The sequence below is a fragment of the Pseudomonas sp. NFACC04-2 genome (genome assembly GCF_900119265.1).
In the GTDB taxonomy this organism is placed as follows: domain Bacteria; phylum Pseudomonadota; class Gammaproteobacteria; order Pseudomonadales; family Pseudomonadaceae; genus Aquipseudomonas; species Aquipseudomonas fluorescens_AA.
Genome location: NZ_FPJC01000034.1, coordinates 1 through 13,967 on the forward strand (window position 1 = coordinate 1; position 13,967 = coordinate 13,967).

A 13,967-nucleotide genomic window follows, 5' to 3' on the forward strand; every position below is an offset into this window, starting at 1 on the left:
GTTGTCACCGCTGATGTAGCGGTTCATCAAGGTCAGGCCCGGCACGCCGACGGCGGCGAAGTTGAAGTCGTGGCGCAGTTGCCAGGATTTTTCCTTGGCGTTGTCATAGCTGGAGTTGTAGCTATCGTTGGCCAGGGTGCCGCCGCTGGTGCCGTTGACGCGCATCCAGGCATCGTCGCCGCCGACTTTCTGCAGGCCGACGTAGAAGGTATTGCCGCCGTATTTGGCCGAGAGCATGGCGAACGCGGTTTTGTTGTCCAGGTCGCCGGCCAGGGCGCTGCCGTCTTCCTTGCCGATGAAGTAGCCGAGGTTGGCGCCCAGGGTCCAGTCGCCGATGGGTTGGCTATGGGTCAGGTTGAAATATTGCTGCTGGTAGATGTCGGACAGCTCCGCGTACCACACGCCAACCTGGGTGCGTTTTTCGTTGAAGGCGTATTCACCGCCACCGAAGTTGAAACGGTCGGAGGTGAACGCGCCGCGGCCGTTCATCGACATGTCTTCCATGCTCGCGTCATTGCGCGGGCTGTTACCACGGAACTGGCCGCCGTAGAGGCTCAGGCCGTTGATTTCGGTGGAGGTCACCTGGCCGCCACGGAAGGTTTGCGGCAGGGAGCGACCGTCGTCGGAACGCAGGATCGGCAGCACCGGCATCCACTCGCCGACCTTCAACTCAGTCTTCGACACCTTGGCCTTGAGGGCCACGCCCAAACGGCCGAAGTCGTCGGCTGGTCGGCCGTCATCATGCACCGGCAGCAACTGCGTACCCGCGGTGCCACGGCCGCCGTCGAGCTTGACCGAGTACATACCCAGCACGTCCACACCGAAACCCACCACGCCCTGGGTGAAACCGGACTTGGCGTCGAGGATGAAACTCTGGGTCCATTCCTCGGCCTTGCCCTGGGCATTGTCCGGGTTGGTGAAGTTACGGTTGAAGTAGAAGTTGCGCAGGTTCAGCGTGGCTTTTGCGTCTTCGACAAACCCCGATTCCGCGGCCAGGGCGGACAGGGTAGTACTGGTCAGGGCGACGGCAATGAGGCTGGGGAACAAGTGCTGTGTGGGCTTCATGGGCGTGTCTCTGGTTTTTTGTGGGCGAAGTGAGTCGTTGCCGCAACCTTGGGCTGCAGACGGAACGGTGGAACCAGTGGCGTGAGGCTGTTGAGGATCAGCCGGGGGCGGCGGGGCGTATGGGCATGGCGTCGAACCTGTTGTTATTGGTTTTGTGCGAGGGATGGTGATGGGCGGGGCGGGAGCGGTTCAATTGCCGTTTGCGGGTTTTGGGCGATTATCGAACAGCAAAATAATCGATTGGATGGACGCAATTTCCTGTGGGAGCGAACTTGCTCGCGATGGCGACCTTACGGTTGATCAAGGTTTTTTTGACCGTGTACATATCCGTTGCTGCGGTAACGGCCACTTAGGGTTTCGCCCTTACGGCGACTCACTTTTGAGAAGCGCAAAAGTAAGCAAAACGCTTTTTGCCCCACCACTCGGCACCTCGCCTAGGCTCGGTGTGCCCTCACTCCGGCATTGCTCCGTGGGCCCGCTGCGAAGGGCCATCCATGGCCCAGCGCAGCTATCCCGGCATCCATGCCGGGATGCCCACTGCGCAATACCTGCGTTCGGCCATCGTGGTTAACGGGGCGTCGAGATCAACGTCCACCGCGAGGCGGCCTTAGAGCCGGCCTGACTCTTTCGGTCGTACACTCATCAGACCTGTGGGAGCAAAAGCTTGCTCGCGAAGACGGCCTTACAGCCGACCTGATTCTGGCATCTGGACTGCGATCCAATGTGGGAGCGAGCTTGCTCGCGAAGACGTCGGCACATCCAACGCTGATGCAGGCTGATCCACCTCCATCGCGAGCAAGCTCGCTCCCACAGGAATTTGCGGTGCCCGCAAATCCATAGGTCGTCACTGAGCCAATGTGGGAGCGAGCTTGCTCGCGAAGACGATGGCACAGTCGTTGGAGATGCTGAATGCTCCGGCCTCTTCGCGAGCAAGCCCGCTCCCACAGGGAAAACGCGGTCCCATCAAGAACCAGGTCGGCTACTAGGCCGCCTCGCGGCGGCCCACGGAGCAATGCCGGAGTGCGGGCATGCCGAGCCTAGGCGAGGCACCGAGTGGTGGGGCAGGAGCGCTTTGGTTACTTTCGCCTGGGCCGGCATTCCGGCTTTTCGAAAGTGACTCGCCGTAAGTGCGAAACCATAAGTAGCCGTTACCACGAAAACGGATATGTACCCAGTCAACAAGAGCAAAGCCAGCTGACAGGCCGCCATCGCGAGCAAGCTCGCTCCCACAAGATTTGTGGCCGGTCTGACAGACGCGGCGATTTTTCCGACGAGGTTTTAAGGTTGCTGCTCGGAAGCGGTATCTCTAGCTTGTACGTGTCGCTGCCAATCCAGCGACCGGTCTGCAAGCCCGCCGAATTCGTTAGGCGCCAGCGCCCGGGCCCACGTCTCGGGCTCCAATTGATGCAGGAGCGCCGTTATGAAAAAACACCATCCTTCTTCGCCATCAGAGAGCACTTTCCCCTACAACGACCCCGATCCAGAAAAGCTCCAAGAGGCCGCAGACCGAGCACTCGATTACCATCTGGGCACCCACCCTGATCCCAAAACCAAAACCTCAACACAAGTCTTCACCGTCATCGATACCATCGACACGAAGTGTCTCCTGGCCAATCTCAGCGAAACCCTGGTCTCGGCCAATGCCATGGTCAGTGACCTGGCGTTCGAGTTGAAGGGCTCGCGGCGGCATGTCGCGCTCGGCGTGGAGCAGATGATCGAGCTGAGTGAATTGTTGGCTAATCGTGCGCTGGATATCGTCGACCCGCGTTCGTCAAGTCGGAGTTGAAGCAGGCACAAACAAAAAAGCCCACCTTTCGGTGGGCTTCGTGTTTCTGCAGTCAAGCGTCAATCAGAACAATTTCATCTTCGGTGCTTCTTCTTTCACCGGCTCGTTCTTGCCCGTCTCGGCATTCCAGCCACCACCCAGTGCCTTGTACAGGTTGACCTCGCTGGTCAGCTGCGAGAGGCGGTCGGTGATCAGCGATTGTTGGGCGCTGAACAACTGGCGCTGGGCATCGAGGAAGGTCAGGTTGCTGTCGACGCCGATGCGGTAGCGACGCTCGGCCAGGCGGTAGTAGTCCTGGTTGGCGGCGACGAAGTCGGTCTGGGCCTGCAACTGTTCGTTGTAGGTCTGACGTGCGGCCAGGCCGTCGGAGACTTCTTGGAACGCTGTCTGAATCGACTTCTCGTATTGCGCGACGTTGATGTCTTTCTGGATCTTGGCGTAGTCCAGGCTCGCTCGCAGGCTGCCGGCGTTGAAGATGGGCAGGTTGATTTGCGGCGCGAAGGTCCAGGTGCCCGAGCCGCCCTTGAACAGGCCGGACAGGTCCGGGCTCAGGGTGCCGGCGTTGGCCGTCAGGCTGATGCTCGGGAAGAACGCAGCCCGCGCGGCGCCGATGTTGGCGTTGGCCGCCAGCAGGTTGCGTTCGGCCTGGAGGATGTCCGGACGACGTTGCAGCAGGTCCGACGGCAGCCCGGCCGGCACTTTGCTGAGCAGGTCATCGCTCAACGGTTGCGAGTTCAGGTTGGCCGGCAGACCGGTGCCCAGCAGCAGGGTCAGGCTGTTTTCGTCCTGGGCGACCTGGCGAGTGTAGCGAGCCAGTTGCACGCGGGCGTTTTCCACAGCGGTACGCGCCTGACTCAGGTCCAGGGCCGAGGCCACGCCGACTTCGGCGCTGCGCGAGGTCAGCTTGAAGCTTTGCTCGTAGGCCCCGAGGGTTTCCTGGGTCAGCTTGAGCAGTTCCTTGTCGGCCTGCCAGGTCAGGTAGGCATTGGCCACGTTGGCCACCAGGCTGATCTGGGTGCTGCGGCGGGCTTCTTCGGTGGCAAAGTAGCTTTGCAACGCTTGCTCGCTCAGGCTGCGAACCCGACCGAACAAGTCCAGTTCATAGGCGCTGATGCCCAGGGTGGCTGAATAGGAACTGCTGATCGCCGCTTCGCCGGTTTGCGAAGCCCGTGCCGGTACCCGCTGGCGGCTGCCGGCACCGGTGGCCGACACCGCCGGGAACAGGTCAGCGCGCTGGATGCGATATTGCGCGGCGTAGGCATCGATGTTCAGCGCCGCGACACGCAGGTCGCGGTTGTTTTCCAGGGCGACCTGGATCAGCTGTTGCAACGCCGGGTCATGGAAAAACTGCTTCCAGCCTTGCTCGGCGGCGGCCTGGCCGGGCGCCTTGGCTGCCTCGTAGGCCGGCCCTTGCGGGTATTGCGCCGCGACCGGTGCTTCGGGCCGCTGATAGTCGGGGATCAGCGAGCAACCGCTGAGCACGACGGCGGCGATGGTCAGGGAGAGGAGCGACTTGCTCATTGGCCAGCCTCTTTAGAAGTTTCAGGAGTATCGTCCTGGTCTGCATTTTTGCGACGACCTATCGACGACACGGTCACGAAGAACAGGGGCACCCAGAAAATTGCCAGGATGGTGGCGGTCAACATGCCGCCGATTACGCCGGTACCAATGGCGTGCTGGCTGCCCGAGCCGGCGCCGGTGGAAATCGCCAGCGGGACCACGCCGAGGACGAACGCCAGCGAGGTCATGATAATCGGCCGCAGACGCATCCTACAGGCTTCGATGGCGGCTTCCACCAGGGTTCGCCCTTGTTCGTGGAGTTCCTTGGCGAATTCCACAATCAGAATGGCGTTTTTCGCTGCCAAGCCGATGGTTGTCAACAGGCCCACCTGGAAGTACACATCGTTGGACAGGCCGCGCAAGCTGGTGGCCATCAAGGCACCGATGATCCCCAGTGGCACCACGAGCATGACCGCGATCGGAATCGACCAGCTTTCATACAGCGCCGCCAGGCACAGGAACACCATCAGCAGCGACAGGGCGTACAGCGCTGGCGCCTGGGAACCCGACAGGCGTTCCTCATAGGACAGGCCTGTCCAGGAAATACCGACACCGGCCGGCAGCTTCTTGGCGATGGCTTCGACTTCGGCCATGGCTTCACCGGTGGAGTAACCCGGTGCTGGGGTGCCGAGGATCTCCATCGCTTCCACACCGTTATAACGCGCCAGTTTCGGCGAGCCATAGACCCACTCGCCCTTGGCGAACGCAGAGAACGGCACCATGGTCCCGGCGCTGTTGCGCACGTACCACTTCTTCAGGTCCTCGGGGCTCATGCGCGAGTTCGGCTGGCCCTGGACGTACACCCGCTTCACCCGGCCACGGTCGATGAAGTCGTTCACATAGTTACTGCCCAGTGCAATCGACAGGGTGTTGTTGATCTCCGAGAGCGTGATGCCCAGCGCGCTGGCCTTCTCGTCATCGATTTCCAACTGGTACTGCGGTTCATCGTTCAGACCGTTCGGACGGACCTGGGCCAGCACTTTGCTCTGGGATGCCATGCCCAGGAACTGGTTACGGGCTTCCATCAGCTTGTCGTGGCCGATGCCGGCACGGTCCTGCAGGAACACGTCGAAACCGGTGGCGTTACCCAGTTCCATCACCGCCGGCGGGGCGAAGGCGAACACCATCGCGTCGCGGAAGGTGAAGAAGTGTTGCTGGGCGCGGCCGGCGATCTTGAACACGGTGTTGTCGGCGTTACGCTCTTCCCACGGCTTGAGCATGATGAATGCCAAGCCCGAGCTTTGGCCACGACCGGCGAAGTTGAAGCCGGTCACGGTGAACACCGAAGCCACACCGTCGCCTTCGCCGCCATCCTTGCTGGGGCGCAGCAGGAACTCGCGCATGTTGTCCACCACCACCTGGGTGCGTTCGGCACTGGAACCGGCCGGTGTCTGTACCTGGGCGAACAACACGCCCTGGTCTTCTTCCGGCAGGAACGCCGTCGGGATGCGGGTGAACAGCCAGACCATGCCGACCACGATGATCACGTAGGCCAGCAGGTACGGGGCCTTGTGCTTGAGCATGTTGCCCACGCCACGCTCGTAGCTCCTGACGCCACGGTCGAAGGTGCGGTTGAACCAGCCGAAGAAGCCGCGTTTCGGCGTGCCGTGCTCGCCTTTCGGAATGGCCTTGAGCATGGTGGCGCACAGGGCCGGGGTGAAGATCAGTGCTACCAGTACCGACAGGGCCATGGCCGAGACGATGGTGATGGAGAACTGTTTGTAGATCACACCGGTGGAACCGCCGAAGAACGCCATCGGCAACAGTACCGCCGAGAGCACCAGGGCGATACCCACCAGGGCCCCCTGGATCTGCCCCATGGATTTCTTGGTGGCTTCCTTGGGCGACAGGCCTTCTTCGCTCATCACCCGTTCGACGTTCTCCACCACGACGATGGCGTCGTCCACCAGCAAGCCGATGGCCAGCACCATGCCGAACATGGTCAGGGTGTTGATACTGAAGCCGAACGCCGCGAGGATCCCGAAGGTGCCCAGCAGTACCACCGGCACGGTCATCGTGGTGATGATGGTGGCGCGGAAGTTCTGCAGGAACAGGAACATCACCAGGAACACCAGCACGACCGCTTCGACCAGGGTCTCGACCACGCCTTTGATCGATTCGCTCACCACCGGGGTGGTGTCGTACGGGAACACCACTTCCAGGCCTTGCGGGAAGAATGGCTTGAGATCGTCGACGGTCTTGCGCAGGGCCTTGGCCGTGTCGAGGGCGTTGGCGCCGGTGGCGAGCCTCACCGCCAGGCCGGAAGCCGGGAGGCCGTTGAACTGGGCGTTGATGCTGTAGTTTTCACCGCCGAGGGCCACATCCGCCACATCGCCGACGCGCACTTGCGAGCCGTCCGGATTGACCTTGAGCAAGATGGCCTTGAACTGTTCGGCGGTCTGCAGGCGGGTCTTGCCAATGATGGTGGCGTTCAGTTGCTGGCCGGGCATGGCAGGCAGGCCGCCGAGCTGGCCGGAGGCGATCTGGACGTTCTGCGCGGAAATGGCCGTGCTCACATCCACCGGGGTCAGGTTGAAGTTGTTCAGCTTGGCCGGGTCGAGCCAGATCCGCATGGCGTACTGGGCGCCGAAGACCTGGAAGTCACCGACACCGGCGGTGCGAGAGATCGGGTCCTGCATGTTGGACACGATGTAGTTGGAGAGGTCTTCCCTGGTCATGCTGCCGTCACGCGATACCACGCCGATCACCATCAGGAAGTTTCTCACTGATTTGGTGACGCGGATGCCCTGTTGCTGCACTTCTTGCGGCAGCAATGGAGTGGCCAGGTTCAGCTTGTTCTGGACCTGGACCTGGGCGGTATCGGAGTTGGTGCCCTGCTCGAAGGTCGCGGTGATGGTCATGCTGCCGTCGGAGTTACTTTCCGAGGACACATAACGCAGGTTGTCGATACCGTTGAGCTGCTGCTCGATGACCTGCACCACGGTGTCCTGCACGGTTTGCGCGGACGCACCCGGGTAGGTCACCTGGATGGCAATGGCCGGCGGCGCAATGCTCGGGTACTGGTTGATCGGCAATTTGAGGATCGATAGAGCCCCGACCAACATGATCACCAGGGCGATCACCCAGGCGAAGATCGGACGGTCGATAAAAAATTTCGACATGGTTTACTCCCCTTTGCCGCCGGCGGCTTTATCAGCTGCCTGTGCGGGGGCCGGGTTCTTGGTGCCAACGTTGGTGGCTTCGGTGGCCTTGACTTCCACGCCTGGCCGTACGTACTGCAACCCTTCGGTGATCAGGCGATCGCCGGCCTTGAGCCCGTCTTCGATCAGCCACTGGCTGCCGACGGTGCGGCTGGCCTTGAGCTGGCGCAGCTCGACCTTGTTGTCCGCACCCACCACCAGCGCGGTTGGCGCGCCCTTGAGGTCACGGGTCACGCCTTGTTGCGGTGCCAGGATCGCCGCGCTGTTCACACCGGCCTGCAATTGAGCGTGGACGAACATGCCCGGCAGCAGGGTGTGATCAGGGTTGGGGAACACGGCGCGCAAAGTCACGGAACCCGTGGTCTGGTCAACCGACACTTCAGAAAATTCCAACTTGCCTTCGTGCGGATACTGGCTGCCGTCTTCCAGGGTCAGCTTGACCATGGCAGCGTTCTCGCCGGCCTTTTGCAAACGGCCGCTTTCCAGTTCACGGCGCAGTTGCAGCAGCTCCACCGAGCTTTGCGTGACGTCGACGTAGATCGGGTCCAGTTGCTGGATAGTCGCCAGGGCATCAGCCTGGCCGTTGCTCACCAGCGCACCCTCGGTGACCGAGGAGCGGCCGATACGACCGGAAATCGGTGCGTAGACCTTGGTGTAGCGCACGTTGATCTGGGCAGTCTGCAGGTTGGCTTCGGACTCCAGGCGATTGGCCACGGCGGTGTCGTATTCCTGACGGCTCACCGCCTGTTCATCCACCAGTTGCTTGTAGCGGTCGGCAATCGACTTGGTAGAGCGCAGGTTGGCCTCGGCGCTCTTGAGGGTCGCTTCGTAGACCGCAGGGTCGATCTGGTACAGCTGCTGGCCGGCCTTGACGTCGGCGCCTTCCTTGAACAGGCGCTTGAGAATGATGCCGTTGACCTGTGGCCGTACTTCGGCGACGCGAAACGCGCTGGTGCGGCCCGGCAGTTCCGAGGTCAAGGTGAAGGGCTGGGTCTTGAGGGTTACGACGCCGACCTGAGGAGGGGGAGCAGCAGGTGCAGCCTCTTCCTTTTTGCATCCGCTAAGCAGCGATGCCAGGGCGATGGCGGTAACCAGAGCAGTAACAGCTGGCTTGAATTGCATGGAAATCCTCGGGTCCAGGCGCGCAACGGGCGCACTCGAAAGTGAAAGGGCAGAAAGCAGTATTAATTCAATTAGTAGGATGCTAAGAAATATACTTACGTACATGGTTGTTTGTAAACAGCCAAATTGCGTAGTATCCGGATTTACAAAAGCCTTACAAAGGCCAGCCGTAGATCGGGGACGCGTTCCAAGAGACGTCGCCTCATATTTTGTTCTGCTGATTCTTACGCATTGCTGACGCAATCCTGATTGAGGTGTTTACTGCCATGGTCCGTCGTACCAAAGAGGAAGCCCAGGAGACTCGCAGCCAGATAGTCGAAGCGGCCGAAAAGGCGTTCTTCGAGCGAGGCGTGGCCCGCACCACTCTGGCGGATATCGCGACGCTGGCCGGCGTGACGCGCGGTGCCATCTATTGGCATTTCAGCAACAAGGCGGACCTGCTCCAAGCCATGCTCGATACCTTGCATGAGCCGCTCGATGACTTGGCCCGCGCCAGTGAGAATGAAGAGGAGCTTGATCCGCTGGGCTGTACGCGCAAGCTGTTGGTGCAATTGTTTCAACAAGTTGCCCTGGACCCGAAGACCCGACGCATTAATGAGATTCTGTTCCATAAGTGTGAATTCACCGATGAAATGTGCGATCTGCGCCAGCAGCGGCGCCAGGTCAGTCTCGACTGTAACGTGCGTATTGCCTTGTCGTTGCGCAATGCGATGAATCGGGGCCAGCTACCGGCGGATCTGGAACCGGAAAGGGCGGCGATTGCCCTGCATGCCTATGTCGACGGTATTCTTTATCAGTGGCTGCTGGCCCCCGATAGCTTCCCTCTGGCCGGTGAGGCTGAGCGCTGGGTGGATATCGGGCTGGATATGCTGCGCCTGAGCCCTAGCCTGCGCAAATGAAACAAAAAGCGTAATTGCTTCGGCTTGTTTCATGACAAGTGTTCGAAATAGCTTTTATAAACTGAATGCTGTCGTGGTTGAAAGGCAATCGTGAACAAATTTTGTAGGGGATTTGTTTCGTGCCCGGCAGCTACTCCGTCGGCTCCCGATCCCCACGGAGTAAGCTTGCAAGAGAACCGCAGGCTCATGCCGACGTCTTGGCGGGGCCGCAGGCTCACCGACCTGGTTCGATAATGAGGCGAACGGTGTAGTTGAAGGGGGGCTCAAGCATCTTCCGGGAAATTTCCGAGCGGCACGTGTATTCGCCATTGCCGGTGTAAGTCGTGTTGCTCTTCCAAGTCGGCTTATAGCTGGGTTCCAAAGCGCCAGGAACGATGGAGACTTGCAAGCGGGTGTGCATTTGACACTCAAAGTTGAAATGGCTCATTTCATAATTAAGGACCAGTTCAACAGGTTTGACTTTTTTTAATGTCGGGCGCCAGCCGGCCCCGGGGTAGGTGTAATCCCTGAAGTGCTCGATATGGAATCTATAAGTTGATTTTGGATCGATGTCATGGGCGCTCAAGGAAAAATCCTCGGCCAGGGGTGGATCGGTTAACAGGTTGTTCATTTTCATTGTGCCGCGGGTGTTGTTGGCAATCTCCACGGTCACTTCGGTATTGGCCTGGCTGTGGGCAACCATGGCGGGGCCCAGCAGGAGCGCGAAGAGGAAATTTTTCCGAATGTTCATGGTGAGGCATCTCTCATAGGTACACGGCTCGCTGGCGTTCGCCTGCAAACTGATGGTGTTTGGTTAGTTGGTGTTGCCGGAATGTTAAGTTCTTAGAGTGAGTGTGAATGAGCTGTAAGTTTCAATCCTTTGTTTAAGTGAACGGTGCACTCGAGCGTTATTATTAGCGTCGTTGCGTGATTAAATCCATGTCAGATGAAAGTTGCCTTGTTATTTAATGTTGCTGTTCTCGGTCTGAGCGTGGCTGAAGTTCTGCAGGTATAAAAAAAGCCCCGGATCTTTCGAATCGGGGCTTTTGAATAAAGCGGTTGGCGCGAGCTTACATCACGGGGTAATCAATGTACCCCACTGGGCCCTTCCCATAGAAAGTTTCAGGATGCGGCTCGTTCAACGGTGCATCGGCCTTCAGGCGTGCCGGCAAGTCCGGGTTGGCAATGAATGGAACCCCGAACGCGACCGCGTCAGCCTTGCCAGCCGCCAGCCAGGCGTTGGCGCTGTCCTTGGTGAAGCGTTCGTTGGCGATGTACGGGCCACCAAAGGCTTGCTTGAGTTGCGGACCGATGCTGTCATCGCCTTCCTTCTCACGGGAGCAGATGAAGGCGATGCCGCGCTTGCCCAGCTCACGGGCCACATAGCTGAACGTCTCCAGACGGTTTTCGTCGCCCATGTCATGGGAGTCGGCCCGTGGTGCCAGGTGCACGCCCACTCGGCCGGCGCCCCAGACTTCAATGGCTGCGTCGGTCACTTCCAACAACAGGCGGGCACGGTTTTCCAGGGAGCCGCCGTATTGGTCGGTACGCTGGTTGGTACTGCTTTGCAGGAACTGGTCGAGCAGGTAGCCGTTGGCACCATGGATTTCCACACCGTCGAAACCAGCGGCCTTGGCATTCTCGGCACCGACACGGTAGGCGTCGACAATGTCGGCGATTTCAGCGGTTTCCAGTGCGCGTGGCGTCGGGTAGTCGGCCAGCGGACGGACCAGGCTCACGTGGCCCTTGGGCTGGATCGCGCTGGGCGCCACCGGGGTTTCACCATTGAGGTACGACGGATGGGAGATCCGGCCCACGTGCCACAGTTGCAGGAAGATCTTGCCGCCGGCGCCGTGGATCGCCTTGGTGATATTGGCCCAGCCGCGCACCTGGTCGTTGGACCAGATGCCCGGGGTGTCCGGGTAACCCACGCCCATCGGCGTGACGGAAGTGGCTTCGCTGAGGATCAGGCCAGCGGAGGCGCGCTGCACGTAGTACTCGGCCATCAACGCGTTGGGGACGCGGCCAGCGTCGGCGCGGCAACGGGTGAGTGGGGCCATGATGATGCGGTTCTTCAGCTCGATGTCGCCGAGTTTGATAGGGTCGAAAATAGTCGCCATGAAGATAAAACCTCGGAAGTGGAAGGGTTAAAAGTCAATGAGTGGCCGGGGCCAGGTCGGCATTACCGCCCTGACGGAAAGTGATCAGGGTGACCAGTAGCGCCAGCACGGCCAGCGCGCCGGCGGCCAGGGGCACGGAGGTCAGGCCCAGGCCGTGGTCGATGACGCTGCCGCCGACCCAGGCGCCCAGGGCGTTGCCGATGTTGAAGGCGCCGATGTTCAGGGTGGACACCAGGTTGGGTGCATCTTTGCCAAAGGTCACCACGTTGACTTGCAGGGCCGGCACGGCAGCGAAGCAGGCGGTGGCCCAGAGGAACAGGGTGATTTCACTGGGGATCAGCGCCACGCTGGTCCAGCTCAGTACGGTGGACACCACGGCCATGGTGAGGAAGACGCCCATCAGGGTGTTCGCCAGGCTCTTGTCCGCCAGCTTGCCGCCGATGATGTTGCCCAGGGTCAGGCCCAGGCCGATCAGCACCAGGGTCCAGGTCACGCCACGGGGCGACACGCCGGTCACTTCGCCCAGCAACGGGGCGACGTAGGTGAACAGGGTGAACACTGACGCGGAGAACAGTGCGGTCATGCTCAGGGACAGCCACAGACCGGCGCCCTTGAGCGCTACCAGTTCCGAGCGCATGTCGAGTTTTTCTTCATCGCGCTTGGCCGGCAGGAAGCGGATCAGGCCGATCAGGGCAATCACACCGATGACGGTCACGGCCCAGAACGTCGAGCGCCAGCCGGCTTCCTGGCCCAGTGCGGTGCCCAGCGGTACGCCGAGCACGTTGGCCAGGGTCAGGCCGGTGAACATCAGGGCCACGGCCGAGGCGCGCTTGTTGGGCGCCACCAGGCCGGCGGCCACCACCGAACCGATACCGAAGAACGCGCCGTGGCACAGGGCTGTGACGACCCGGGCGAACATCAGCACGTTGTAGTCGCTGGCGATGGCGCAGAGCAGGTTGCCGACGATGAAAATCCCCATCAACGCCACCAGGGCGGCCTTGCGGGGCAGCCGGGCGGTGGCCAGGGCCATGAACGGTGCACCGATGGCCACGCCAAGGGCGTAGCCGGTCACCAGCCAGCCGGCGCCGGGAATCGAGACGCCCAGGTCGGCCGCCACGTCGGGCAACAGGCCCATGATGACGAACTCGGTGGTGCCGATGGCGAAGGCGCTCAGGGCCAGAATCAGGAGTGAGAGGGGCATGATGGATCCTTGTCGGGTCAGAGCTCTTGGCTCATTTGCTTGAGGAACTGCTGGATCACTTCCTCGTTGCGTTTGAAGAAGTGCCATTGACCGACCTTCTGGCTGGTGATCAGCCCCGCCCGTTGCAACACCGCCAAGTGCGCAGACACCGTGGATTGCGACAGGCCGCAACGCTGGTCGATCTGCCCGGCGCAAATGCCGAACTCGTGGTTGTGCAACTGGTCGGGGAACTGGACCTTGGGGTTCTTGAGCCAGTTGAGGATGTCTCGCCGTACTGGGTGCGCCAGGGCTTTTATTATTTCGTCGAGGTCGAGAGTCATGGGTGGCAAGCTCGGGGGTGAGTAAAACGCTATATCGCGATAGAGCGAACCTTAAATCGTTATTTCGCGATACACCAATATGGATTTGATCTGAATGCCGAACAAATCGCTATATCGGGTTATAACGATATGGGCGCAGGGGTGCTAAGCTGCGGGCCATGAACTATCTCGCGCACCTGCATCTCGGCGGCCCTGGCCGGGAACAACTGCTCGGCAGCCTCTACGGCGACTTCGTCAAAGGGCCGTTGCAAGGGCAGTACGATCCGCAGATCGAAGCGGCGATTGCCCTGCATCGGCGCATCGACATGTACACCGACCGCCATCCCTTGGTGGACATTGCCCTGTCGCGTTTTTCCACGGTGCGACGGCGCTATGCCGGGATTGTGCTGGACGTGTTTTTCGACCACTGCCTGGCCCGGGACTGGGCGTTGTACGGCGAAGGGCCGCTGGTGGATTTCACGTCCCGTGTCTATCAGGTACTGCGCACCGAACCGCAGTTGCCAGGGCGCTTGGCACAGATCGCGCCGTATATGGCGGCGGATGACTGGCTGGGGTCTTATCAGGAATTCGAAGTACTGGGGCAGGTACTGCGCGGCATTTCCCGCCGCCTGTCGCGACCCGAGGAACTGGCCGGGGCGATGCCGGAGTTGATCGAGCTTTATGAGCCGCTGAGCGAGGATTTCCGGTTGTTCTACCCGCAGTTGCAGGATTTTGTGCTGAGTCAGGTCACGCCAAATAACTAAATGTGGGAGCG

11 protein-coding genes are annotated in these 13,967 nt (G+C 60.6%); 3 read left to right on the top strand and 8 right to left on the bottom strand.

Going from position 1 to position 13,967, the window contains the following annotated elements:
* A partial coding sequence (locus BT125_RS26935; protein ID WP_072412058.1) for an OprD family porin occupies positions 1–1,065 on the bottom strand: 1,065 nt, incomplete at its 3' end.
* 1,420 nt (positions 1,066–2,485) lie between these two features.
* Between BT125_RS26935 and BT125_RS26940 the strand changes: the two genes are divergently transcribed.
* Positions 2,486–2,851, top strand: coding sequence for a DUF6124 family protein (locus tag BT125_RS26940; protein WP_072412060.1), 366 nt, complete (start codon positions 2,486–2,488; stop codon positions 2,849–2,851).
* A gap of 63 nt (positions 2,852–2,914) precedes the next feature.
* Here the strand turns inward: BT125_RS26940 and adeC are convergent, their stop codons facing one another.
* The 3 genes from adeC to BT125_RS26955 are packed head-to-tail and all read right to left on the bottom strand — an operon-like array spanning position 2,915 to position 8,694.
* Entirely contained in the window at positions 2,915–4,372 is a 1,458-nt protein-coding gene (adeC, locus tag BT125_RS26945; protein ID WP_072412062.1) for an AdeC/AdeK/OprM family multidrug efflux complex outer membrane factor, read from the bottom strand.
* On the bottom strand, positions 4,369–7,533 hold the full coding sequence (emhB, locus tag BT125_RS26950) for an efflux RND transporter permease subunit EmhB (protein WP_072412064.1): 3,165 nt from the start codon (positions 7,531–7,533) through the stop codon (positions 4,369–4,371). Before emhB ends, adeC begins: the two co-directional genes overlap by 4 nt.
* Before the next feature lie 3 nt (positions 7,534–7,536).
* Positions 7,537–8,694 carry an efflux RND transporter periplasmic adaptor subunit gene (locus BT125_RS26955; protein WP_139271811.1) on the bottom strand — a complete coding sequence of 386 codons (1,158 nt, stop codon included), beginning with the start codon at positions 8,692–8,694 and terminating at the stop codon, positions 7,537–7,539.
* Between the two features lie 266 nt (positions 8,695–8,960).
* Between BT125_RS26955 and BT125_RS26960 the strand changes: the two genes are divergently transcribed.
* The gene (locus BT125_RS26960; RefSeq protein ID WP_060738814.1) at positions 8,961–9,593 is read left to right on the top strand and encodes a TetR family transcriptional regulator; all 633 of its coding nucleotides are present in this window, start codon (positions 8,961–8,963) and stop codon (positions 9,591–9,593) included.
* Positions 9,594–9,807: 214 nt separating this feature from the next.
* Here the strand turns inward: BT125_RS26960 and BT125_RS26965 are convergent, their stop codons facing one another.
* The 4 genes from BT125_RS26965 to BT125_RS26980 all read right to left on the bottom strand — a co-directional run bounded on the left by BT125_RS26965 (position 9,808) and on the right by BT125_RS26980 (position 13,213).
* On the bottom strand, positions 9,808–10,323 hold the full coding sequence (locus tag BT125_RS26965; RefSeq protein ID WP_072412068.1) for a hypothetical protein: 516 nt from the start codon (positions 10,321–10,323) through the stop codon (positions 9,808–9,810).
* A gap of 319 nt (positions 10,324–10,642) precedes the next feature.
* A complete protein-coding gene (locus BT125_RS26970; RefSeq protein WP_072412070.1) occupies positions 10,643–11,692 on the bottom strand; it encodes an alkene reductase in 1,050 nt (349 codons plus the stop codon).
* Positions 11,693–11,726: 34 nt separating this feature from the next.
* The gene (locus tag BT125_RS26975) at positions 11,727–12,893 is read right to left on the bottom strand and encodes an MFS transporter (protein ID WP_018607025.1); all 1,167 of its coding nucleotides are present in this window, start codon (positions 12,891–12,893) and stop codon (positions 11,727–11,729) included.
* Between the two features lie 17 nt (positions 12,894–12,910).
* Positions 12,911–13,213 (bottom strand): ArsR/SmtB family transcription factor, encoded by a 303-nt coding sequence (locus BT125_RS26980; protein ID WP_072412072.1) that lies wholly within the window; start codon positions 13,211–13,213, stop codon positions 12,911–12,913.
* A gap of 158 nt (positions 13,214–13,371) precedes the next feature.
* Here BT125_RS26980 and BT125_RS26985 point away from each other — a divergent pair, with 158 nt between their 5' ends.
* The gene (locus BT125_RS26985) at positions 13,372–13,956 is read left to right on the top strand and encodes an acyl carrier protein phosphodiesterase (protein ID WP_072412074.1); all 585 of its coding nucleotides are present in this window, start codon (positions 13,372–13,374) and stop codon (positions 13,954–13,956) included.
* The last annotated feature ends 11 nt before the right edge of the window (positions 13,957–13,967 follow it).